Annotated in this window: 24 protein-coding genes; 16 read left to right on the top strand and 8 right to left on the bottom strand. The window is 59.9% G+C overall.

Annotated features, from left to right (window positions below; all coding sequences use genetic code 11):
• The first annotated feature begins 80 nt into the window (after positions 1–80).
• Genes G7068_RS00490 through G7068_RS00510 form a run of 5 tightly spaced genes read left to right on the top strand, consistent with a single transcriptional unit; the run spans position 81 to position 5,307 of the window.
• On the top strand, positions 81–755 hold the full coding sequence (locus tag G7068_RS00490) for an NAD(P)-dependent oxidoreductase (protein ID WP_166287368.1): 675 nt from the start codon (positions 81–83) through the stop codon (positions 753–755).
• Between the two features lie 35 nt (positions 756–790).
• Positions 791–2,434 carry a DUF7059 domain-containing protein gene (locus G7068_RS00495; RefSeq protein WP_166287371.1) on the top strand — a complete coding sequence of 548 codons (1,644 nt, stop codon included), beginning with the start codon at positions 791–793 and terminating at the stop codon, positions 2,432–2,434.
• Between the two features lie 12 nt (positions 2,435–2,446).
• The gene (hisD, locus tag G7068_RS00500) at positions 2,447–3,778 is read left to right on the top strand and encodes a histidinol dehydrogenase (RefSeq protein ID WP_166292912.1); all 1,332 of its coding nucleotides are present in this window, start codon (positions 2,447–2,449) and stop codon (positions 3,776–3,778) included.
• On the top strand, positions 3,778–4,254 hold the full coding sequence (gene nrdR, locus G7068_RS00505) for a transcriptional regulator NrdR (RefSeq protein WP_166287374.1): 477 nt from the start codon (positions 3,778–3,780) through the stop codon (positions 4,252–4,254). Before hisD ends, nrdR begins: the two co-directional genes overlap by 1 nt.
• Before the next feature lie 6 nt (positions 4,255–4,260).
• Entirely contained in the window at positions 4,261–5,307 is a 1,047-nt protein-coding gene (locus G7068_RS00510) for a quinone-dependent dihydroorotate dehydrogenase (RefSeq protein WP_166287377.1), read from the top strand.
• Positions 5,308–5,316: 9 nt separating this feature from the next.
• On the opposite strand, the gene G7068_RS00515 is transcribed toward G7068_RS00510, so the two are convergent.
• Positions 5,317–5,889: a DUF3043 domain-containing protein gene (locus tag G7068_RS00515; protein ID WP_166287379.1), complete on the bottom strand. Its 573-nt coding sequence runs from the start codon at positions 5,887–5,889 to the stop codon at positions 5,317–5,319.
• Positions 5,890–6,043: 154 nt separating this feature from the next.
• On the opposite strand from G7068_RS00515, the gene erpA reads away from it, so the two are divergent.
• The 8 genes from erpA to G7068_RS00555 all read left to right on the top strand — a co-directional run bounded on the left by erpA (position 6,044) and on the right by G7068_RS00555 (position 13,144).
• Entirely contained in the window at positions 6,044–6,406 is a 363-nt protein-coding gene (gene erpA, locus G7068_RS00520; RefSeq protein WP_166287382.1) for an iron-sulfur cluster insertion protein ErpA, read from the top strand.
• A gap of 172 nt (positions 6,407–6,578) precedes the next feature.
• Complete coding sequence (gene ctaC / locus G7068_RS00525) at positions 6,579–7,427, top strand: aa3-type cytochrome oxidase subunit II (RefSeq protein WP_205881319.1); 849 nt, start codon at positions 6,579–6,581, stop codon at positions 7,425–7,427.
• A gap of 14 nt (positions 7,428–7,441) precedes the next feature.
• Positions 7,442–9,079, top strand: coding sequence for an aa3-type cytochrome oxidase subunit I (gene ctaD, locus G7068_RS00530; protein WP_205881320.1), 1,638 nt, complete (start codon positions 7,442–7,444; stop codon positions 9,077–9,079).
• A gap of 18 nt (positions 9,080–9,097) precedes the next feature.
• Positions 9,098–9,520, top strand: coding sequence for a cytochrome c oxidase subunit 4 (locus G7068_RS00535; RefSeq protein ID WP_166287391.1), 423 nt, complete (start codon positions 9,098–9,100; stop codon positions 9,518–9,520).
• A gap of 11 nt (positions 9,521–9,531) precedes the next feature.
• The gene (locus tag G7068_RS00540) at positions 9,532–9,975 is read left to right on the top strand and encodes a GNAT family N-acetyltransferase (protein WP_166287394.1); all 444 of its coding nucleotides are present in this window, start codon (positions 9,532–9,534) and stop codon (positions 9,973–9,975) included.
• A 3-nt stretch (positions 9,976–9,978) separates the two neighbouring features.
• Positions 9,979–10,386: a TetR family transcriptional regulator gene (locus G7068_RS00545; RefSeq protein ID WP_166287397.1), complete on the top strand. Its 408-nt coding sequence runs from the start codon at positions 9,979–9,981 to the stop codon at positions 10,384–10,386.
• Between the two features lie 365 nt (positions 10,387–10,751).
• Positions 10,752–11,000, top strand: a complete 249-nt coding sequence (locus G7068_RS00550; protein WP_166287400.1) for a hypothetical protein — start codon at positions 10,752–10,754, stop codon at positions 10,998–11,000.
• Between the two features lie 62 nt (positions 11,001–11,062).
• Positions 11,063–13,144 carry an InlB B-repeat-containing protein gene (locus tag G7068_RS00555; protein WP_166287403.1) on the top strand — a complete coding sequence of 694 codons (2,082 nt, stop codon included), beginning with the start codon at positions 11,063–11,065 and terminating at the stop codon, positions 13,142–13,144.
• Between the two features lie 90 nt (positions 13,145–13,234).
• Here G7068_RS00555 and G7068_RS00560 read toward each other — a convergent pair whose 3' ends face one another.
• The 5 genes from G7068_RS00560 to ctaE all read right to left on the bottom strand — a co-directional run bounded on the left by G7068_RS00560 (position 13,235) and on the right by ctaE (position 18,586).
• Positions 13,235–14,263 carry a magnesium and cobalt transport protein CorA gene (locus tag G7068_RS00560; protein ID WP_166287406.1) on the bottom strand — a complete coding sequence of 343 codons (1,029 nt, stop codon included), beginning with the start codon at positions 14,261–14,263 and terminating at the stop codon, positions 13,235–13,237.
• A 118-nt stretch (positions 14,264–14,381) separates the two neighbouring features.
• Positions 14,382–15,992: a cytochrome bc1 complex cytochrome b subunit gene (qcrB, locus tag G7068_RS00565; RefSeq protein ID WP_166287409.1), complete on the bottom strand. Its 1,611-nt coding sequence runs from the start codon at positions 15,990–15,992 to the stop codon at positions 14,382–14,384.
• Positions 15,989–17,104: a cytochrome bc1 complex Rieske iron-sulfur subunit gene (qcrA, locus tag G7068_RS00570; RefSeq protein WP_166287412.1), complete on the bottom strand. Its 1,116-nt coding sequence runs from the start codon at positions 17,102–17,104 to the stop codon at positions 15,989–15,991. Before qcrA ends, qcrB begins: the two co-directional genes overlap by 4 nt.
• Before the next feature lie 45 nt (positions 17,105–17,149).
• On the bottom strand, positions 17,150–17,950 hold the full coding sequence (gene qcrC / locus G7068_RS00575; protein WP_166287415.1) for a cytochrome bc1 complex diheme cytochrome c subunit: 801 nt from the start codon (positions 17,948–17,950) through the stop codon (positions 17,150–17,152).
• 21 nt (positions 17,951–17,971) lie between these two features.
• A complete protein-coding gene (gene ctaE, locus G7068_RS00580; protein ID WP_166292913.1) occupies positions 17,972–18,586 on the bottom strand; it encodes an aa3-type cytochrome oxidase subunit III in 615 nt (204 codons plus the stop codon).
• Between the two features lie 160 nt (positions 18,587–18,746).
• Here ctaE and trpD point away from each other — a divergent pair, with 160 nt between their 5' ends.
• Positions 18,747–19,814 carry an anthranilate phosphoribosyltransferase gene (gene trpD, locus G7068_RS00585; protein WP_166287418.1) on the top strand — a complete coding sequence of 356 codons (1,068 nt, stop codon included), beginning with the start codon at positions 18,747–18,749 and terminating at the stop codon, positions 19,812–19,814.
• Between the two features lie 253 nt (positions 19,815–20,067).
• Here trpD and G7068_RS00590 read toward each other — a convergent pair whose 3' ends face one another.
• Both G7068_RS00590 and G7068_RS00595 read right to left on the bottom strand, forming a co-directional pair.
• The gene (locus G7068_RS00590; RefSeq protein ID WP_244304570.1) at positions 20,068–20,694 is read right to left on the bottom strand and encodes a M23 family metallopeptidase; all 627 of its coding nucleotides are present in this window, start codon (positions 20,692–20,694) and stop codon (positions 20,068–20,070) included.
• Positions 20,695–21,101: 407 nt separating this feature from the next.
• A complete protein-coding gene (locus G7068_RS00595; RefSeq protein ID WP_166287424.1) occupies positions 21,102–21,716 on the bottom strand; it encodes a phosphoribosylanthranilate isomerase in 615 nt (204 codons plus the stop codon).
• Between the two features lie 114 nt (positions 21,717–21,830).
• On the opposite strand from G7068_RS00595, the gene G7068_RS00600 reads away from it, so the two are divergent.
• On the top strand, positions 21,831–22,343 hold the full coding sequence (locus G7068_RS00600; protein ID WP_166287427.1) for an MFS transporter permease: 513 nt from the start codon (positions 21,831–21,833) through the stop codon (positions 22,341–22,343).
• Positions 22,344–22,347: 4 nt separating this feature from the next.
• Positions 22,348–22,989, top strand: a complete 642-nt coding sequence (locus tag G7068_RS00605) for a class I SAM-dependent methyltransferase (RefSeq protein ID WP_244304572.1) — start codon at positions 22,348–22,350, stop codon at positions 22,987–22,989.
• Positions 22,990–23,022: the final 33 nt, after the last annotated feature.

A 23,022-nucleotide genomic window follows, 5' to 3' on the forward strand; every position in this document is an offset into this window, starting at 1 on the left:
GGGAATAGCGCGCGCCCGACACCGGTTGCTGTCAGTGTCGGGCCGTGACCCAGCGACCCCCGAGAAGTGAGGAACCAGCGATGACTGAATCTGTGACGCCTGAATCTGTGACAACCAACGTGAGCATTATCGGCGGAAGTGGCTACGCGGGGTCACACATCGCGGAGGCCGCAGCCGTTCGCGGCCTCAACGTTCGCAGCTTTAGCCGCAAGGAAGCCGCACAGCAGATTGCCGGAGTGAAGTACGAGACGGGATCCATCGCCGAGCCCGCTGACCGTGCCCGGATCCTCGACGGCGCCGATGCTGTTGTCATTGCGATTGCCCCTCGTGGCGATATGGCGGGCAAGGTTCGGCCGCTCATCGCAGAGTTCGCCGCTGAAGCCGCTGCTGCCGGTGTGCGCCTCGGTGTTATCGGCGGTGCGGGATCTCTGCTCGTGTCCGAGGGAGGCCCGCGTCTGGTCGACACCCCCGAGTTTGGCGACGAGTTTAAGCCCGAGGCGCAAGAGATGGGTGCGGTGCTTGAAGACCTGCGCGCGATGCCCGAGGGCCTCGACTGGTTCTTCGTCAGCCCGGCTGGTGACTTTGGCCCGTGGGTAGCTGGCGAGTACACCGGTGAGTACCGCGTTGGCGGCGACGTGCTGCTGAAGGACGCGAACGGCAAGTCCGCGATTGGCGGCGCAGACTTCGGACTGGCCATCACCGATGAGCTCGAGACCCCGCGTCACCACCGCGCCCGCTTTACGGTTGCCTACTAGAAGCGCTGCGGTGGCGAACGCCCTACGCTAGTGGGGTGGATCTTGAACTCATCGACCGCCTGCGCGCGGATCTAACCGCCGCCGATTACAACACCGCTTCGGTCTCTGCACTGCTGAGCGCAACGGCCGATGGTGCGCGGCAGCGCGGGGTGTTCGCTCCGGCGAGACGGGTGCTCGCCGCGCGCAACTCGTCGCCACTTTCAGTACTCGTTCGAGTTTTTCTGCTCGGCGAAGCTGTCGCTGCGAATGAGCTCGACGCTGCCCTGCCGAAACTCGGGTGCGCTGGCGCCGAGCACCTGGGCTTGGTGGCTCAGGATCCCCAGTCGCAGTATTTTCGCGCCGCCCTGTCGCTGAACCCGGTTGCGCTCGAAGCGGCAAGCGGGGCATCCGACTGGTGGATCATCTCCGACCTCGACGATCAGCTGCGCCGCGGACCCGCACGCCCAGACCACGTGATGGGCGTCGGGGGAGCGACTCGCTCGCTGATCGCGCAGGCGCCCCCGAGCGTAGCCGGATCCGCCCTCGACTCCGCTTTGGACTCCGCTCTAGACCTCGGCACCGGCTGCGGCATCGTGGCGCTCCACCTCGCCCGCGAGCTCGCGGACGCACCAGGTGCGAAGATCGTCGCGACCGACATCTCCGAGCGCGCGCTCATGCTCGCCCGCGCGAACGCGACCCTGAACGGCCTGCAGGATCGCATCGAGTTTCGTCAGGGCAGCCTGTTTGAGCCGGTCGCGAATGAGCAATTCGACCTGATCCTCTCGAACCCACCCTTTGTCATCACCCCGCAGAGCGAAGACGAGGAAAACTCCGAGCGCTACGAATACCGTGATGGCGGCATGCGCGGTGACGACCTCGTAGCGGGCGTGGTTCGTGACGCCCCAGCGCACCTCACAACCGGCGGCACCCTGCTGTGCCTCGCAAACTGGGAGTGCCCGTGGGGCGTTGACGGGCTCGAACGAGTGCAAGAGTGGATCGCAGGGCCTCAGGATCGCGCCGAGCAGGTCGCTGCCTGGGTGATCGAGCGCGACCGCGTCGAACCCGCGCAGTACGCCGAAACTTGGGCGCGTGACGGTGGGGCACGGCCGGGCTCCGAAGCATTCGACACGCTGATGACCGGGTGGCTTGACGATTTTGCGGCGCGTAACGTTGTGGCGATTGGACTGGGATCGATCAGACTGCAGCGTCTAGGCGCGGCCCCCTCACACTCCGCCCCCTCACACTCTGCCCCCTCACACTCTGCCCTCTCACACTCCGCGCCGATCCATGTCGAACGCGCCGGAGGATCCTTCTCGCCCGACGCCGGTGAGGCGCTCCAGTCTGCATTTGAAGCCGCGATCCGTGCCGCCCAGATGAGCGATGCGCAGCTGCTTGAAACCCGCTGGCTGCTTGACTCGGGAGTGACCGAAGAGCGCGAGCATCAGCCGGGAGAGGAATCCCCGAGAGCGATCACTCTCGTTACCGGACGTGGAACCGCCCGTCGCGTGACCGCTGATCCTCTGCTCGCCGCCGCGGTGGGAGCCTGTGACGGCGACCTCACTCTCGGGCAAATCGCCGACGCCCTCGCGACACTCCTCGAAGTTGACGCGTCCGCGGCCGAAGAAGCGCTCATTGCGAGCGCGCGCGAACTTGTCTGGATGGGGATGCTCTCCCCCATGCTGTCCGTGGCAGACCGGTAGACTGGCTCAGTGATGCGAACTATCGATCTGAGAGGCCAGAGCCTCTCTCGGGCCGAACTGCTGAGCCTCGTGCCGCGGGCTGCACTGAGCGCCGAGACCGCCGTTGAACAGGTGCGACCCCTCGTCGCCGATGTTGCCGAGCGTGGCGAGGCGGCATTGCGTGAGCAGGCGCTGAAATTTGACGGGGTCGAGGATCACGCGCTGCGCGTTCCAGCCGAGGCCGTCGCGGCGTCTCTCGCCGACTGCCCCTCCGATGTTGAGGCGGCTCTGCGGGAGCTCATCGTTCGTCTCCGCAAAGGATCAGCGGCACAGGTTCCGGCCGAGCAGGTAACTCGTCTCGCCGACGGCGCCGAGATTCGCCAGCGATGGCAGCCGGTGTCTCGAGTGGGGCTGTACGCACCCGGTGGCAAGGCGGCTTACCCCTCGTCCGTCATTATGAACGCCGTTGCGGCGCAGACCGCAGGGGTGCCGAGCCTCGCGCTCGCTTCGCCAGCGCAGCGAGACAATGGCGGGCTTCCGCACCCGGCCGTGCTCTGGGCTGCTGCGCTCTGCGGCATTGATGAGGTGTACGCGATTGGTGGTGCCGGGGCGATCGCTGCGTTTGCGCACGGTGTTCCCACCATCGGGCTTGACCCCGTTGACGTTGTCACCGGGCCGGGGAACGTGTTTGTCGCCGCGGCTAAGCGGGTCGTCAACGGCATCGTTGGCATTGACTCCGAAGCGGGCACCACCGAAATCCTGATCATTGCCGACGACTCAGCCGATCCCGGTTTCGTTGCGGCAGATTTGATCAGCCAGGCTGAGCACGACGAGGCCGCGGCCTCCGTACTGGTGACGGATTCGGCTGCTTTTGCAGAGGCCGTCGCCCGCGAACTTGAGGTCATCGCGCCGACAACCCGGCACGCGAGTCGTGTTGCTACCGCGCTGGGAGGCCAGCAGTCTGCCGTGATCCTGGTCGATGACCTCGCAACCGCGGCGCGGGTGAGCAATGCCTATGGGCCCGAACACCTCGAGATTCAGACGCGCGACGATGCCGCCGTACTCGCGAACGTGTTTGACGCCGGCGCCATCTTCCTGGGCGGTTACACCCCGGTCAGTCTGGGGGACTACCTCGCCGGTTCCAACCACGTCTTGCCCACGGGCGGCACGGCTCGCTTCGCTTCGGGGCTCGGCGCCCACACCTTCCTGCGACCCCAGCAGGTCATTCACTACGATCGAGCCGCGCTGGCAGAAACGAGCGAACTACTTGTCGCGCTTGCCCAGGCCGAGGGCTTGCCCGCGCACGGTGAAGCCGTGACCGCTCGATTCAAACAGTCAGCTCAGCGCGAGCAAGGAGAACACTGATGTATTGCCCGTTCTGCAGGCACCCCGACAGCCGCGTTATCGATTCACGCACGGCAGATGACGGTCTTTCGATTCGGCGCCGCCGGCAGTGCCCCGAGTGTGGTCGCCGCTTCACAACCACCGAGACCGCGAGCCTCACCGTGATCAAGCGTTCGGGTGTGGTCGAGCCGTTCAGCCGCGAGAAAGTTATGAGCGGCGTGCGTAAGGCCTGCCAGGGTCGCCCGGTCACCGAGGCGGATCTCGCGATACTCGCGCAACAGGTCGAAGAATCGGTGCGATCCACGGGCATTGCCCAGTTCGACGCAAATGAAATCGGCCTTGCGATCCTGCCCCACCTGCGTGACCTTGACCAGGTTGCGTTTCTCCGCTTTGCGAGCGTGTACCAGGCCTTCGACACGCTTGCGGACTTCGAATCAGCGATTTCAGAGTTGCGCACCCACCCGAGTGCCGCGCGACCAGACTCAACCAAGGAGTAACTCGGCATGCGACTCTACCCACACCTGTTCAATTTGGTTTTCAAGAGGATGGACCCCGAGCGGGCTCACCACCTTGCCTTCCGAGTGATTCAGGCGGCTCCGCTGCTCGGCGGTGTCGTGCGACGGGTGTGTGCGCCGGATCCTTCGCTGCGCGTCTCTGCGCTCGGCATTGATTTTCCGAGCCCCTTCGGGCTTGCAGCGGGTTTCGACAAAAATGGCACCGCGATCCTCGGCCTCGGGGCCCTCGGGTTTGGCCATGTTGAGGTCGGCACGCTCACCCGGCACGCCCAGCCGGGCAACCCCAAACCACGCATGTTCAGGCTGATTGGGGATCGCGGTCTCATTAACCGCATGGGATTTAATAACGGAGGATCCGCTGCCGCGCTGCCGCGGGTCGAGAAGGCGCGACTCTCACGCAATCGCCCTGTCATCGGTGTGAACATTGGCAAGAGCCGGGTCACCGAGGTTGAAAACGCCACACAAGATTATGTGTGGAGTGCCGAACGGCTCGCTCCCGTCGCTGACTATCTCGCGGTGAACGTGAGCTCGCCGAACACACCGGGCCTTCGTGGCCTGCAGGAGCTTGAGTCGCTCGAGCCGCTGCTCGCCGCGGTGCGGGATGCTTCGGGAACGACACCCCTGCTCGTAAAGATCGCTCCCGATATGGGTGACGAGCAGATTGACGGCATCGTTGCGCTCGCTGTGAGGTTGGGCCTCGACGGGATCATCGCAACAAACACCACTGTCTCTCGCGAGGGGCTGACCGCTGCTGACGCTGACGTTGAGCGCATGGGAGCCGGCGGGCTTTCAGGCGAGCCGCTTAAGGATCGTTCGCAGGAGGTGCTGCGGCGAATCGTTGCGACTGCGCCCGAGGGGTTCTGCATTATCTCGGTGGGCGGTGTGTCCACCGCTGAAGATGTTGTGGAGCGCCTGCGGGCTGGCGCCACCCTTGTGCAGGGATACACGGCGTTCATCTACGAGGGCCCACTATGGGTGCGACGTATTAACCGCGATCTGCAGCGTATGGGGTGGCGGGCGCCAGCCACTGCGTAGTTTTTCTGGCTAGTTCGGGAACTTGCCGCGCTTGACCTGCGGCTTCGGTGCACGCAGCATGCGGAACTGGAACGCGCGCATCGCCGCGTACCAGCGGAACCCGGGCTGCACGCGATCCTCGCCGAACTTCTTGCCAAGGATCCGCTTGAGACGGAAACCAAGGAATACTGCATCGAGCACGGCAAGGCCGACGAAGATCCAGATCACAACCAGGCTGACGATCTGAACAATGCCGGGGATGAACGTCATGATCAGCACAACGAGCATCATCGGAATGAGCATTTCGCCGATGTTCCAGCGCGCGTCCACATAATCGCGCACAAACCTGCGCTGGGGGCCCCTGTCGCGCGCGGTGAGGAATCGCTCCTCGCCGTTCATCATGCCAATGCGTGCGCGCTCGCGCTCGCTCGCCTGCTGGAGGCGCTGTTCTTTGGCGATCGTTTTGTCTTTCGAGCCAACGATGGGTCGTGCGTTTGCCGCCTGCGCTGCTTTGCGCGAGGGGGTGGGGCGACCCTTGCCGACAGGCGCCTCTGTGACGTCTTCGTTGGTCTCTGCGGCGTCTGCCGCGCCCTTCTTTGCCACGCCTAATCCCTCTCGCTGTGCACACTGTGTGCTGTTAAGTATTCCGTCGACGCAATATCGACCGCCTACCAGACTACCTGGCGAAATCATGGAGAAGCCGCGAATGTGGGAGGTAGACTAATTCCCACGATCATCACGTGAGCGAGGAGTACGTATGAGCACTGTAACAACGGGTACTGCCGCAGATCAGGCCCACGGAGTGAAGCTGAGTGTCGCCGCGAGCGACAAGGTACGTAGCCTATTGGCGCAAGAGGGGCGAGACGACCTCCGCCTGCGCATTGCTGTGCAGCCCGGTGGCTGCTCTGGCCTGATTTACCAGCTCTTTTTCGATGAGCGAGAGCTCGAGAACGATGCCGTAGTTGATTTTGATGGTGTCGGGGTCGTGGTGGATGCCATGAGCATCCCGTACCTCAACGGAGCGACGATTGACTTCGAAGACACGATCCAAAAGCAGGGTTTTACCATAGATAACCCCAATGCAGAAGGAAGTTGCGCCTGCGGAGACAGCTTTAGCTGATCCACTAGTGCCAATTTTTCGCGTATTTGCGCAAATTAGTGCGCACGACACCCTCTACGTGTACGGCGAACGCTCAGGTTCGCGCTAAGCTATCAGGGAGTCATCAGTTTCGCGCGCTTCACGTGCGGACGAGAAACAATTCGAAAGGTATGCGGTGCGTTCCAATCGTCGAATGAAATGGGTCGCGGCCCCGGCAGTACTCTCAATTGGGTTACTGCTTGCAGGTTGCACTCCAGAGCAGCAGCGGGGCTTTCTTCCCGCAGGATCCACGGATGCTACGAACCTGACGCCGGGTATCACCGGTCTCTGGGTTACCTCTTGGATCGTGCTCCTCGCCGTGGGTGTGATTACCTGGAGTTTGATCCTCTGGGCAACCATCGCTTACCGCCGCCGCAAGGGCCAGACCGGGCTTCCTGTGCAGCTGCGTTACAACATGCCGATCGAGACCTTCTTTACGGTTGTTCCCGTGATCCTGGTGCTGGGCTTCTTCGCCTTCACCGCACAGGAGCAGAGCAAGATTGAAGCTCGCTACGACAAGCCTGAGAACGTCGTGCAGGTGTTCGGCAAGCGCTGGGCGTGGGACTTCAACTACGTGAAAGACGACGCCTACTTCCAGGGCGTCCAGGTGCAGACCGACAAGAAGGGCAACCCTGAAGAGGGAACCATGCCGGTTCTCTACCTTCCGGTGAATAAGAAGACCGAGATCCAGCTTGAGACTCGCGATGTTATTCACTCCTTCTGGGTGGTCGAGTTCCTCTATAAGAAGGACATGATCCCCGGTCAGACCAACTACATGAGCTTCACTCCGACCAAGACCGGCACTTACATGGGTAAGTGCGCAGAGCTTTGCGGTGAGTACCACTCGATGATGCTGTTTGAGGTTCGCGTTGTTACGCAGAACGAGTACGACGCTTACATCGACTCGCTGAAGGCTGCCGGCAACAAGGGCCAGGTTGAGGGCAACCTCAACCCGAACCAGGCACACTTCTTCGGTGACGAAGCCAAGGCTGAGAACGAATAATGAGGGATAGCAACATGAAGAAGGGCAATATCATTGTCTCGTGGCTGACGTCCACGGACCACAAGGTGATTGGGTACATGTACCTGATCAGCTCCTTCGTGTGGTTCCTGATCGGCGGCCTGATGGCTCTCCTGATCCGTGCGCAGCTCTTTGCTCCGGGCCTCGAGATAATTCCGACGAAGGAACAGTACAACCAGCTGTTCACCATGCACGGCACGATCATGCTGCTGATGTTTGCAACCCCGCTGTTTGCCGGGTTCGCGAACGCGCTCATGCCGCTCCAGATTGGTGCACCCGACGTGGCGTTCCCGCGTCTGAACGCCTTCGCGTTCTGGCTGTACACCTTTGGATCGCTGATCGCTGTTGGTGGCTTCCTCACCCCGCAGGGTGCTGCTTCATTCGGCTGGTTTGCATACGCGCCTCTCTCTGAGATGACCTATTCTCCGGGTATCGGCGGAAACCTTTGGGTCCTCGGCATTGGCCTCAGCGGCTTCGGAACGATTCTCGGTGGCGTTAACTTCATTACGACCATCATTACGATGCGCGCTCCCGGCATGACCATGTGGCGTATGTCGGTGTTCACCTGGAACACGCTTATCACTTCACTCCTGGTCATCCTGATCTTCCCAGTTCTTGCAGCCGCGGCATTTGGCCTCGCAGCAGACCGTATCTTCGGGGCTCAGATTTACAGTGGTGAGGGAGGCGCAATCCTTTGGCAGCACCTCTTCTGGTTCTTTGGCCACCCAGAGGTCTACGTGATCGCGCTGCCGTTCTTCGGTATTGTCTCTGAGGTCTTCCCGGTCTTCAGTCGTAAGCCGCTCTTTGGTTACAAGACTCTGATCTACGCAACGATCTCGATTGCTGCGCTCTCCATGACGGTGTGGGCTCACCACATGTACGTCACCGGTTCAGTGCTGCTGCCGTTCTTCGCTCTGATGACCATGCTCATCGCGGTCCCGACCGGTGTGAAGATCTTCAACTGGCTCGGCACCATGTGGCGCGGTTCGATTACCTTCGAGACCCCCATGCTGTGGTCGCTCGGCTTCCTCGTGTCCTTCGTGTTCGGTGGTCTGACCGGTGTCATCCTGGCATCGCCCGCACTTGACTTCCACCTCTCCGATACCTACTTCGTTGTGGCTCACTTCCACTACGTCATCTTCGGTACCGTGGTCTTCGCGATGTTCGCAGGGTTCTACTTCTGGTGGCCAAAGTGGACCGGCAAGATGCTCGACGAACGTCTTGGCAAGATCCACTTCTGGGTGCTCTTCATCGGCTTCCACATGACCTTCCTCGTGCAGCACTGGCTGGGCGTCATGGCCATGCCGCGTCGTTACTACACCTACCTGCCCGCGGATGGCGTCACCTGGGGCAACCAGCTGTCGACCGTCGGTGCGATGGTGCTGGGTGTCTCTGTGATCCCATTCCTGCTGAACGTGTACATTACTGCGCGTCGTGCACCCAAGGTCACTGTTGATGACCCGTGGGGTTACGGTCGTTCGCTCGAGTGGGCAACCTCTTGCCCGCCACCGCGACACAACTTCACCTCTATCCCGCGCATCCGCTCGGAGTCTCCTGCTTTCGATCTGCACCACCCTGAAGTGAGTGGTGTAGAGCAGCCAAAGCCGGCTCCCGCGATTGCCGAGCAGAAGTAACCGGAGGCAAACTGAATCATGAAATCAAACATTGTTATCTTTTGGTTGCTGACGGCCTACTTCATCATCCTTTCAACGGTCTACACCGTTTGGAACATCAATGTCCACGGTGGTCCCGAGTGGGCCGGATCGATCGCGATCCTGCTCTCCGGCGGCCTGACCGCATTCATCGCGTCCTACCTGGGCCTCGTGAAGAAGAAGCAGGGTGGCGTTCAGGTTGCTGACCGCGATCTTGCTGACATCGATGACGGAGATCCTGAGATTGGTGAGTTCAGCCCGTGGAGCTGGTGGCCGATCTTCCTTGCCTTCGCTCTGGGTCTTGTGATCCTCGGTGTTTGCATCGGATTCCAGTTCTGGATGGTATTCCTGTCGCTGCCTCTCGTGATCGTCGGCGTTGTCGGCTGGGTTTACGAGTACTACCGCGGTAACTTCGCCCGCTAGGTTCCATACCTGTGAGCATCTCTATTCGACGCGGCCAGAGCGAAGACGCAACAGCGCTCTTCGCTCTGGCTCGTCAGTATCAAACCGGCCGCGAGGCCATCGGTCGCGACGAGTTTCTTGTGGCGCTCGACAACATCCTGCGTCACCGCGACCAAGAGGCAAACGTTCTCTTTGTCGCTGAGCTCGACGGCAAGGTTGTGGGTTACTCGCTCATGACCGTATCCCGCCTGCTTCACGCACCCGGCCTCACCGCTCATCTGCAAGAGATTGTTGTTGATGAGACGACCCGTGGCCACGGTGTTGGTGACAGGCTCATGCAGGCAAACGAGCACTACTGCATGGGGCGTGGTGTGCGCCAGCTGTCTGCTTCTACCTCGAGAATTGGCTCGTTCTACAACCATCGTGGCTTCGAGCCCATGGGCGAGCACTACCGCAAGATCCTCGACCTCTCCTAGGCTATGTCCTCGCGTCGACCGCGGCGTAGACCCGGGGAAAATCGCGAGCTCCTAATTGAAGCGGGACTCGTTGAGTTTGGTCTGTTCGGGTACCAGGGTGCCTCGACAGGGGCGATCGCGCTTCGCGCTGACGTGCCACAACCCCACGTCTACGCTAACTTCGCCAACAAGCAGGAGCTATTTCTCGCGTGCTTTCAGCGCGCCTCGGCTCACGCCTCTGATCCTGAGGCGTCCGTCGATCCTGCGTTCTCCGTGTTTCTCTACCAAGCGGTCGCTGCGGTGAATGATCCACTCTTGGTGCACCTGCTTCCCAGTTCTGTCGCCGCACTGAAGCGCGAACTGGGTGATCCACGGTTTAACGAGTTGCTCGTAGACGGAGCACTGGAACTACTTAGAGCTACTGACATCTGAGTCTCCGCGTACTGAAGAAGTGCGACTCCGTGTGCGAGCCCACACGCCGGTGTTACTCTATGACTGGGGAAAACTTACATCTGCGTATTAAGTCTTCGGCACTTTGCGTTGTAGGCCCTTTGAAGCGATTCTGACTCGGCCGGGGGTTGAGTTGAAGAATTTCTTCGTGTCCAAGGGGGACTCATCTGGCGCGCGCCGATTTCATGTGTTGTTTGCGCGCACATACTGATTGGAAACGAATGTTTGGGTTGGGGATTACCGGGGGAGCCGCAAGATTCTCGCGAGCCGCTGCTTTGGGAGTGGCTGCCGCGCTAGTTTTGTCGCCTATAGTGGCTACGGCCTCGCCGAATGCCGCACACGCTGCAGTGGAGAACGCAGAAGAGCTCAAAGCTCAGATCGAAGCTGCCACCTCAGATCTCACTATTGAACTCAACCCGGGCGTGTACTCGTTTGAAATGAGTGCTGGTTCGTCTCAGCAGATCAACAACACGCGAGCGATCAGCGTGACCCTCGTTGGCGCAACAGATCCGAGCGGAAACCCGGTGACCCAGTTCCTTATGGGGAGCAGCTTGACGGTGGCCCCCGGTTTATTCGTGCGGAGAATGGCACTCTGAACCTCAGTAACATCCGCTTCACGGGTGTTGAGGGGAAGAGTGGTGGTGTTTCCGCTCGTAACGTGATCGCGAACAACACAGTTTTTGAGACGAATCACACCGGCGACGGTGTCAGTGGGGGTGGTGCCATTCGGGTCACCGGTGGCGCGCTCGAGGTTGATCACTCGACTTTTACGAACAATAGCGCTGCCGCTGGAAGCGACGGCGGAGCCATCAGCTCCGAGGGCAGTGGAAACGTTCGCATCAACGATTCTGTCTTTGACGGCAATAAGCGCGTCGGCAACCAGAACCAGTACGGTGGCGCCATCAGCGTTAAGCAGCCCGGGGTAGCAGACAGCACCGTTGAGATTACGAACAGCATATTCACGAACAACTTCAGCTCCGCGAGTGGCAATCTGAGCACGGGCGGAGCCATCCGCATCTTTGGAACGCCGAACCTGAAGTCAGTGCTGATCGACAACTCTCTCTTTAGGGGAAACTCAACCAAAATCGCGGTCGCCCAGAGCGGTGGAGCAATTGGCTTCATGACCACACCGAATTCGACGATCAGCAATTCGACGTTTATCGACAACACTTCCACCAGGTATGGCGGCGCTGTCTACTACGAGAATTCTCCCGACAACACAATCATCAACAGCACGTTCGCCGGAAATAGCTCGGTTCTCGGCGGCTCAGGAGTGAGCGCTTACTCCTCGGCGGTCGCTATTGACTCGTCCACGTTCCTGTCAAACGCGCTGGGAGTGCACGGTACCGGAACGCAGATTCGGGTGAAGGATTCGGTGCTTCCGAAGCTGGCCAACCCGGCAGTCACCTACAGCGAAACGACCCTGGCCTACGCTCCGAGCCTGTTCACTGTCAACACCTCCGCAACACTTGAGAAGGTTTCCGAGACGAACTTCGTCGCCCCCATCCGAACGGATGGTGCAGCATACAAGGCGATCGAGGGTGCGCGCACGCTTTCACAGGCCCAGAACGGTGTGGATCGCAAGACCCCGCTGAGTGATGTGGGTGCCTACGAGACGCCACAAACCTACACGGTTTCCTTCGAATCGAACGGCGGCAGCGGGGTCGACCCAATTGAGGGTGTACTACACGGCGCTGTTGTCTCCGCGCCCGTTGATCCAAGTCGCGACGGACACACCTTTGCAGGCTGGACCCTCGACGGAGCCAGCTACGACTTCGCGAGCTCACCGGTAACCGCCGACATCGTTCTTCACGCAACCTGGACTGAGGTAACTGAGCCCGAGGTTGTGGTGCCTCAGATCATGCCGGGCTCTCTGCCGAAGGGAACCGTAGGCGACGTGTATGCGGCCACCATTACGACGAAGGGAAACGGTGTTGCAACGCTGTCTATCGACGGTGGAGCGCTGCCTGACGGTCTCACATTTGATGCGGTGAGCGGGAAGATTGCGGGCAAGGCAACGAAAACCGGCACGTTCAGATTCACCATCAGAGCCGACATAGGCGGTGTGTTCGCCACGAAAGAGTTTTCGATCACCATCGATAAGAAGGGCTTCGTTGGGCCCTGTTCCGCACCCCGACCCGTTCCAGTATTTTCTGACGCTCCTCTGACCCACAAGTTCTATAAAGAGATCGACTGGATGGAATGCATGAAGTACGCCACAGGTTGGCGCATGCCGGCGGGCAAACCAGAGTATCGCCCAACCTGGAATCTTGAGCGTCAAGCGATGGCGGCGTTCATATTCCGCATGGAGGCCCCGAAAAACTACAGGGCGCCGAAGGTGTCCCCGTTTCGAGACATGAAGCCGAGCGACAAGTTCTACAAGGAGGTCGCCTGGATGCATGAGATGGGTTACGCAACCGGCTGGGCCGAGCCAACGGGCAAACCGACCTTCCGCCCGCACCTGTCGTTGTCGCGTGAGGCGATGGCTGCGTTCATCTACCGCCTTGAGGCGTCGAAGAACTCTGCAGTAAAGAGCTACAGGGCTCCGAGCGTGTCACCGATGACCGATATGAAGCCGGGTATGAAGTTCTACAAAGAGATCTCCTGGATGTGGGACGAAGGCCTGACTACCGGTAACAGGGTGGGCGGCGCAAAAGAATACTGGCCCAAGGACGATCTGTCGCGGCAGGCTATGGCCGCGTTCATCTACCGCCTGGTAACGGACTATCGAAAGGGGTAGTTTCGAGCACTGAAGGGCGTGCCGGTGCCGGTGTAGCGTGAGTGACGGTGTGGGGGCCGGTAGCGGAGCTACGCCGTCACCGGCACACCGTCACATCCACTTCTTGCGTTTGAAGACGATCCACAGCCCGGTGCCGAGGCCCACCATCGACAGCAGCGCAAGCGGATAGCCAAAGGCCCAGTGCAGCTCCGGCATGTTGTCGAAGTTCATTCCGTAAATGGCGCCGATGAGGGTTGGCGCGAAGAGGATCGCGGCCCAGCCCGAGATCTTCTTCATATCCTCGTTCTGCCGCTGCGCGACAAGCGTGCCGTTGACGTTCAGGATTTGTGAAAGTGCGTCTTTGAGTTCGATCGTCTCAGTGAGCACGTGTGCGAGATGATCCGCGACGTCTTCCAGATAGGTCTGTAACTCGTCGGGGATCGCATACTTATCTGCGCCATTGCGCAACCCTTGCACGAGTCGCGTGAGAGCGGTGGTCGCGTGCAGCACGTCAATGACCTCGCGACTCAGCAGGTAGATGCGTGCGGCGGCCGCCGCATCTCCGCTGAACACCTGGCGCTCAATTTGTTCGCGATCGAACTGAAGCCCGTCCAAAGCGGGGGAGTAGGAGTCGACGACGGCGTCGATGAGGCGATACACAACTCCCTCGGTACCGAGGTGTTTGAGGTATGCGTCAGGGACACTCGCGAGTGCGGTGGTGCGCAGGGTCTTGGCGGCTAGCTCGGGATCCTCGGGGATCTCCGTGCCGTCGATGAGGCGCCCGTCTTGGCACACGATCAGAACGGCGCGCGACTTTACGAGCAGGTGGAACTCGCTAAACACAACCTCTTCGAGCTCGTCCACGTAGTGTGCAGATCGCAGCACGAGCGAAAGCACGTCGCCGTAGCGCTCGAGCTTGGGGCGCTGCCCCGCCTGCAACAGATCCTCGGTGAGCATGGGGTGCAGATCCCAAATCTCAGCGAGCTCAGCAATGAGCTGAGGGTTGGGGTGCGTCAGCACAGTGTGACTGGCCAGTGACGAATCTTCAGCTGACTGCTGCAGGGCTTCGGCCAGAGAAGAGACCGCAACCAGGTCTTGGGGTTGTCCCTTCACGACGTGGCGCGTAAAGATCTCGGCCATGACTCGATCCTTTCAGTGGAGCAAACGCAATGGGCCCCGCAGGAAGTACCTGCGGGGCCCATTGCACTGTCTGACGTTGCACTGTCTAACGATGCGCTGTCTGAAAGACACTCAGGGACTAGTGGCCCTCGTTGTGTCCCTCTTCGATTTCACCCTTGGTCGGGGGAACGATCCTGTCCTCGAAGAACCAGCGGCTGAATCCAGCACGCAGACGCTTGGAGAATGGAATCTTGCCATCGTCGTTTGGACGGAGCATCAGCGGAGCGTAGTCGTGGTAGCTGACCAGCTCCCACTGCTCGTAGCTGCTGAGCGGCTTGTGAATCTCGGTGTACTGACCACCGGGCAGTCGAACGATGCGACCCGACTCGTAGCCGTGCAGAGCGATGGAGCGATCCTTCTTCTGCAGCGCGAGGCAAATACGCTTCGTGACCACGTAGGAGATGATCGGTCCAAGGATGAGGAGTGCCTGGAGCGTGTGGATCACGCCCTCCATCGACAGCTGGAAGTGTGTTGCCACGATGTCCGAGCTTGCGCCGGCCCACATGACCGCGTAGAACGTGACGCCGGCAGCGCCAATCGCGGTGCGGGTTGGAGCATTGCGCGGGCGATCCAGGATGTGGTGCTCTCGCTTGTCGCCAGTTACCCAGGACTCAATGAACGGGTAGATAGCAACGAGCACGAGGAAGAGGCCCATGATTGCCATGGGGATCAACATGTTCCAGGACCAGGTGTAGCCGAACCACTCGGTCTCCAAGCCCGGCGGAATCAATCGCAGCATGCCGTCGGCAAAGCCGATGTACCAGTCAGGCTGGGTACCAGCGGACACCGGTGAGGGGTCGTATGGTCCGTAAGCCCAGATGGAGTTGATGCTGACAAGAGACGCGATGAGCACGATCACACCGAAGACGATGAAGAAGAATCCACCGGCCTTGGCCGCGTACACGGGGAGAACGGGGAAGCCCACAACGTTCTGCTGCGTCTTGCCGGGGCCAGGGTACTGCGTGTGCTTGTGGATCACAACGAACGCGAGGTGAAGCGCGACGAACAGAATCACAAGGGCCGGCAACACCATGATGTGCAGCATGTAGAGGCGTCCGACAATGTCGGTACCCGGGAACTCGCCTCCGAAGAAGAAGTACGAGAAGTAGGTGCCGATCACAGGGATCGACTTCACAAGGCCGTCGATAATGCGGAGACCGTTGCCCGACAGAACGTCATCGGGGAGTGAGTAGCCAGTGAAGCCCTCAGCCATCGCAAGGATGAAGAGAACGAAACCGATGACCCAGTTGAGCTCGCGCGGCTTGCGGAAGGCTCCCGTGAAGAAGATACGCAGCATGTGGAGGCCGATGGACGCCACGAACAGCAGTGCTGCCCAGTGGTGAACCTGGCGCATCAGCAGACCGCCGCGGATCGAGAAGGAGATATCGAGTGTCGAGGCCATAGCCGCAGACATTTCGACGCCCTTCATCGGGAGGTAAGGGCCGGTGTAAACCGTCTCCACCATCGATGCCTGGAAGAACAGGGTGAGGAAGGTGCCCGAAATCAGAATCACTACGAAGCTGTAGAGGGCGACCTCGCCAAGGAGGAAGGACCAGTGGTCTGGGAAGACCTTACGGCCGAACTCCTTGACGGCGACACCAATCTTGGTGCGGTCGTCGATATAGTTTGCCGCCGCAGACGTAAAACGGGTTCCGTTTTGTGCGGGGGATTCAGTTACGGTGCTGCTCACTTGAGACGCTCCCAGAAGCTCGGGCCGACAGGTTCATGGAAATCACTCTGCGCGATAAGGTAGCCGTCCTTATCGACAGTGATTGGCAGCTGCGGAAGCGGGCGCTTCGCAGGTCCAAAAACAACCTTTGCGTGCTCTGACACGTCGAACTGCGACTGGTGGCAGGGGCAGAGCAAATGGTGAGTGTGCTGCTCGTAAAGGGCAACGGGGCAACCAACGTGGGTGCAAACCTTGGAGTAAGCGACGATGCCGTCGTACGACCAGTCCTTGCGGTCCGGAAGCTCCTTCAGCTGAGACTGATCAAGACGCATCAGCAGAACGATGGCCTTGGCCTTGGCATCGAGGAAGTTCTCACTGCCGCCACGCTCTTCCAGTGAGAGCTTCGAGAACTCTTCGTGGGTGAGGGTCTCAGGAATAACGTGGAAGGCCGAGCCGATGGTGACATCAGAAGCCTTGATCGCAACGCCCGAAGGGTCGCGGGCAAGACGAATGCCCTTGTCCCACATGGTGTGCTTCAGCAGCTGTACGGGATCGCGATCCTGGGGTGCCAGGCTACGCATCAGGGTGATACCCGGAAGCGGGAAAGCGATGAGTGCACCGATCAGGCTGTTGCGAACGAGTGAACGACGCGAGAAGCCCGACTCCTTGTCAGCGAGGGTGAAGACCTCCGCTGCATCTTCGCGAGTTTCCTGGTTGCTGGGCACAGGATGACGCTCATCGATCGACTCGTGGTCGGCCATGAGTGCCTTGCCCCAGTGGACAGCACCGATACCAACGGCGAGGAGGGCGAGTGCCATGGCGATTCCCACAAACATTGTGTGGAGTCGAACTGCCAGCAGCTCTCCCGTTTCGATCGGGAAGAACATGTAGGCAAGCACTGCGCCGAGGCTGCCCACAATTGAGATGTAGAAGAGGGTGTAAACGGTGCGCTCTGCACGCTTTGCCTTCTTGGGATCGAGATCCGTTACACGTTCCCGATGCGGGGGAAGGCCCGGATTTTGCACTGCATCAGAAGAGAGCACAGCGGTTCCCACTGCTGCCCCGTCTGCGCTGTGGCTCTGGGCTGCGACAACGGCGTCATTCACGCCGCTGTTCTTCGCTTCCTCTGCCATGTTGCTCCTTGGTTCCTGACTCATGAATTCTGTTTGCGCTGTCGACTAGTTCGACTTTGCAGTGACCCAAACGGTGAGGGCGACAACCGCTCCAAGACCGATGATCCAAACGAACAGACCTTCAGCTACTGGACCGAGTGACCCGAGAGTCAGGCCGCCAACTGATGGCTTCTCTTCGATGTACTTGAGGTACGAGATGATGTCGGCCTTCTCCTGAGGGGAGATGTTGGTGTCGCTAAAGACCGGCATGTTCTGCGGGCCAGTCACCATTGCTTCGTAAATGTGTGTGGCTGGAACTCCAGTGAGCTTCGGGGCCATCTTGCCCTGAGTCAGGGCTCCACCTGCGGCTGCAACGTTGTGGCACATTGCGCAGTTGATGCGGAACAGCTCGCCGCCCGCTGCGACATCGCCGTCACCCTTAAGGTAACGAGTCTCGGGAAGTCCCGGTCCAGGGCCGAGGGATGCTACGTAAGCAGCCATCTGCAGTGTCTGCTCTTCGGAGAACTGCTTGGGCTTCACCATGCCCTGTGGTCCCTGGAAAGCGAGGGGCATACGCCCGGTGCCGACCTGGAAGTTTACGGATGCGGCTCCAGCGCCCACGAGCGAGGGGCCGTCTTTTGTGCCCTGTGCACCAGCACCGTGGCAGGTTGCGCAGTTCGCACCAAAGAGCTTCTCGCCCTGTGAAATGGTGCTTGCCGAGTTGAGGTCGATCTCTGCAGTCGCAGAGGTCTGGCTGAATCCTGCGTAGGCAGCGCCGGTAACCAAGAGTCCCACTGCTACGAGAGCAACGGTTGCAAATGGATGCCGACGGCCCGACTTACGGACGTTCTTAGTGGCGCGAGCCATAATGTCGATTTCTCCTGATCTCTATCGGAGGACGTAAATGACGATGAACAGGATGATCCAGACGATATCCACGAAGTGCCAGTAGTAGGACACAACAACGGCGCTGGTCTCTTCTTTGTGCCCGAAGTTCTTGACCGCGTAGATACGGCCAATCACGAGCAAGAAGGCAACGAGGCCGAGAGTCACGTGGATTCCGTGGAAGCCAGTGGTCAAGTAGAACGCAGAGCCGTAAGGATCACCGTTGAACAGAATTCCTTCTGAAACAAACGTTGCGTACTCGTAAGCCTGGCCGGCCACGAAGATGGCACCCATAAAGAAGGTGAGGTAGAACCACTCAACCGTGCCCCACTTGCGTAGGCCCCGTCCGGTGGCTCTGGGCTGCATCCGCTCAGCGGCGAAGACGCCCGCCTGAGCTGTAAATGATGATGCAACAAGAACCAGCGTGTTGATCAGAGCAAATGTGAAGTTATGCTTCTCCACTTGTTCTGCCCATAGGTCTGGATTCATGGCACGCAGCGTGAAATAGATCGCGAAGAGGCCAGCGAAGAACATAACCTCGCTGCCGAGCCACACGATCGTACCGACGGCGACGATATTTGGTCGCTTCACCGCGGGCACGGCTGACTTCGTATTCATAGTGGTCGTAGTCACCCCTCCATTATGGCTGAAAGTTTGGTGTGCGTTTTGCCTGGGCGCGGCGCGCCGAACTTTCTGCGAACTTCCTGAGTAAGCTTACCGCGTCCGAGAGGCCTTTGTGTGCACGCGACGCGCTGAGGCCACTCGATAGGATTGCTTCATGATCGATGAACGCAATTGGCCCTCCGTGCTGACTACCCTCTTGGATAGTGAAGATCTCAGTGTTTCGCAGGCAGAATGGGCGATGTCTCGTGTCATGACCGGAGCTGCAACCGGTGCACAAATGGGTGCCTTTCTTGTTGCGCTTCGTTCAAAAGGCGTCACGATCGATGAGGTAATTGGGTTTCGTGACGCGATTCTTGCGGAAGCGTTGCCTATCTCCCTGCCCGCAATGTCGCTAGACATTGTCGGTACCGGGGGAGACCGGTTCGGAACGGTCAACGTGTCAACGATGGCTTCTGTGACCGCGGCAGCTGCGGGTGTACCAGTTGTGAAGCACGGAAATCGGGCTGCGAGCAGCCTCTCGGGCTCTTCCGATGTTCTGAGCGCACTCGGCGTGAATCTGGCCCTCGACGCGGATCAGCTCTCCGAGTCATTCGCCAAAGCGGGTATTGCCTTTGTGCACGCAGCTCGGTTTCTTCCCGGCTTCCGTCACGTTGCTCCGGTTCGTTCAGAACTGGGGATTCCGACGGTGTTTAATTTTCTCGGACCACTGTGTAACCCGGTGCGACCTGAAGCTTCTGCGGTCGGTGTTGCTGATATTGATCGTGTTCCACTTTTTGTGGGCGTTTTTCGGCTTCGCGGCGCGTCGGCCCTCGTGTTCCGAGGCGACGATGGTCTTGACGAGCTCACGACCACCGGCCACTCGCGCGTGTGGGAGGTAAGTCGCGGTGGACTCGCGGAACACGACATAGATCCTCGTGACCTCGGCATCCCGCGTGCCGAGATCCGCGATCTCGTCGGTGGAACTCCTGATGAGAACGCCGACGTTGTGCGCCGCTTGTTTGCGGGAGACAAGGGCCCGGTTCGCGATATTGTGCTGCTGAACGCTGCGGCCGGCCTGGTCGCGTATGACCTAGCAAGTCGCCCGGAGTCAGTCGAGCAGCCCCTGCTTGAGCGCTTGGCTGAAAAGATCTCGATCGCCGCAGACACCATCGACTCGGGTCGCGCTTCAGCGAAGCTTGATGACTGGGTCAGCGCGACATCTGCGTATTCCAGCGCTGAATAGCGCTGCCGGCGACACATGAGCAGCGGTTAGGCCTAATGGGCTAGCCGCTGCTCTTTTGTGTTCAGGCATACAGCAACTGGCCGATGTCTTTTGCGACGCTTGCGAAGAGCCACTGAAGCGCTGCAGAGGACCAGTCTTGTCACGAACAGCATCGCTGATCCGCTCACGAGCATGTTCGAGGCGCGGGTACGTGGCTGACGGTTAGTGCCCAAGGAAGACGGCGCGAAGCGCAACTGCGTAGTTGTGACTGGATCTAGTGGTTGGTGCGAGTGCGATCCATACGGCTGTACTTCGCCAGGAACGGCATTGGATCGATCGGCTTCTTATCAAGCACAAGCGCGAGGTGCAGGTGTGGCCCGAACGACATCCCAGTGTTGCCCACTCGGCCGACCGGATCGCCCATCTTGACGTCATCGCCAACTTTGAGTGTGTGAGACCCCATTTGCATGTGACAGTAGCGGCTCGTAACGTTCTTATCGTCGATATTGTGCTCGAGTTTGAGGCCGAACCCACAGCCGTCATTTGCGAAGCCAGCCTCAAGCACTTCGCCATCTGCGATCGCCTGAACCTGCGTTCCTGCCGCCGCAGCAAAATCTTGAGCGTCGTGAAACTGCTCAACGGGAGCAGTGCGGTATCCGAACGGGTCCGTGAGCATCACCGTTTGAACAAACGGATAATTCACGAGAGCGTCAGGGCGGAACGTGAAAGAGGTGGGCGAAGAGTCGAGCGTTTCAACGGCAACGATGTCGCTAAAAGAATCTGCCATGGCCTCGGGGGCTTCCGCAGTGCTGAATAGTCGCTGCTGCGCCGCAGCGGCGGGTTCGTTGTAGTTTGCGTTTTCAGTCAGAGGGATTGAGAGTGCGAGCAACAGTGCGCACACGCTGCCTCCTGCGGCCACCTTAATGAAGGGGTGCCGGCGCTTGGGCTCGGAGGTTTCTGTCTCTATCGCCACGAGTGGCACATGTGTGAGAGCGGGGACCCGAACGGAGGCGGTGTGTGTGGCCACGTGTTCGGAGCGTCGGGTGGGTGTGCTGAGCAGAGCCGGGCTGGTTACTTCCGATGGTTCCTGAGGAACCGGTGCCGGGGAATGCTGCCGCTCGCGCTGCTCGCGGAGAGACCTGCGGGAAGGATACTGAACCGGTGTCGGGGGAGGAGCGTCTACCATGCGACCCCCGTGTTGGCGGAGCTTCGCAAGTAACAGCCTCGCTTGAACATAACGGACAGATTACAACGAAGCCGCGCTGAGCGCCATCTCATTGTTGGGATTGTGTTAATCGGTTGTTCAGCTCAAGACTGTTTGGCGGCGCGAATGAATCGCTCAACGCGGGCGAGATCTTTCACTCCGGGCGCGGATTCCACGCCGCTAGAAACGTCAACACCCCACGGCGAGGTGGCCGAAATCGCCGCCGAAACGTTCTCGGGAGTAAGGCCTCCTGCGAGGATCCACTCCGCGCCCAGAGCACCCGGCTTAACCCGTGCAAGGTCCCACGTCTCTCCAGACCCGGGTTGCGCTCCGTCGACAAGTAGATGCTCTTCGGAATACTCGCCCGATTGCAGCTCCGGGTGTGTCGCGAGTGAGGTCGCACGCCACACACGAGGCAGGATCGCCCGCGCTTCTGTAAAGTCTTCAAGCTCGTAGGCATCGCCGTGGAGCTGGAGCACGTCAAAGCCCAGATCCCGAGCCATTTTGGCCGCCTCAGACGCAGGGATCCGGTTGACTACCAATACGGTATCTACCCGCGTGCTCGCGGCCTTAACCGTCGACACGATCTTCGCCGCAGTTTCGGGGCTAGCGTCACGTGGGCGAAGTGATCCCATCACCACACCGATCGCATCGGCACCGAAATTCACTGCATGTTGTGCCACATCGGCATCGCGTAGCCCACAGATCTTTACATACACGTTGGACTCCTCAAGCACCCGAATAGTTAACCAGAGTATTGGGGGAGAGGGCTGTGTGTTCGCCCACGTCGAATTACCGGGGCGTATACAACGCAGCGGGTCTAAGCTCAAAGCATGTGGTTGCGACGGGCGTTTTACTGGTGGCTCTTTCCGGCTGCGATTGTGCTGCCGCTCTGGCTTCTTGTCGGGTGGGGCGTGTTTCAGGCTGGAGGGTGGGTTTTCCTCTGGGTGCTGTTCGTTGCGATCCCGTCTGTGCTGATCGGCCAGTTGGTTCTGGGGTTTTTGGTTCGTGCGCGCCCATCGGTTCGTGCGAACAAAGCTGTGTCATGGCTTGACGTTGCCGGATTCACTGTGTGGCACGTTCTTGTGATCCTCGTCGGCTGCTTCATTGAGGAGTGGTTCCCCGTGCTGCTGACCGCGGCGATTGTGGCTGCGATCGGGTTATTCTGGCTGGCATTCAGGCAACTCCGGGCTGAAATTGTTGCGCGAGTGGAAATGGGCTCCGGGGGAGTCATCTACGAGGAAACATCTACGAGTGGAACCGGTTTCGCGAAACCGGGGGAGGTGCTCATCATTACTGATGCTCCTCCGAGCGACGAGGATCCTCGCCCCACACCGAAAAGCTGAAAAGGTGGAACCTCGCGCCGATGGCGTCGATGACGTCGATGACGTCGCCGCTGTCGTGCGACACGCGTATGCGAACAGGGCTTCAGAGTACGCAGATGTGCTTGGAAACATGGAGGCCACCCACGTAGCGGATCGTGAGTTCGTGCTTCGTTGGGCGAGGCGTTGCGGTGGGCCGATGATTGACGCGGGATGCGGACCAGGGCACTGGACGGAATTTCTGAGGGTGGCAGGGAACGACGTGGTCGGCATCGATCCGGTACCCGAGTTTTTAGCTGAAGCGGCACTTCGGTATCCCGATAGTGTGTATCGCCGAGCGGAAATGCCGAACCTTGGGGTTGCTGTTAACTCGCTAGGAGGAATTCTGGCTTGGTACTCACTGATTCACGTGCCGCCAGCGCAGATGGGGGAGATGCTTCGTGATCTTGCCTCGTTCTTGCGTCCGGGAGCAGAGCTCGCGCTCGGGTTCTTTGAGGGGGCCAGCGTCGAGCCGTTTGACCATGCGGTCGTGACAGCTTATTTTTGGCCAGTGGGTGAACTCGTGGGACTGCTGGAAGACGCAGGCTTCGAAATCGTCGAGGTCGAGTCTCGGGCCGATCCGGGATCTCGCCCGCACGGCGCGATTTCTGCGCGCCTCACCGCGCGATAAACTCGTGCCCGCACCCACTTGGTGCGATCGAGT

This window comes from Leucobacter viscericola (assembly GCF_011299575.1).
In the GTDB taxonomy this organism is placed as follows: domain Bacteria; phylum Actinomycetota; class Actinomycetes; order Actinomycetales; family Microbacteriaceae; genus Leucobacter; species Leucobacter viscericola.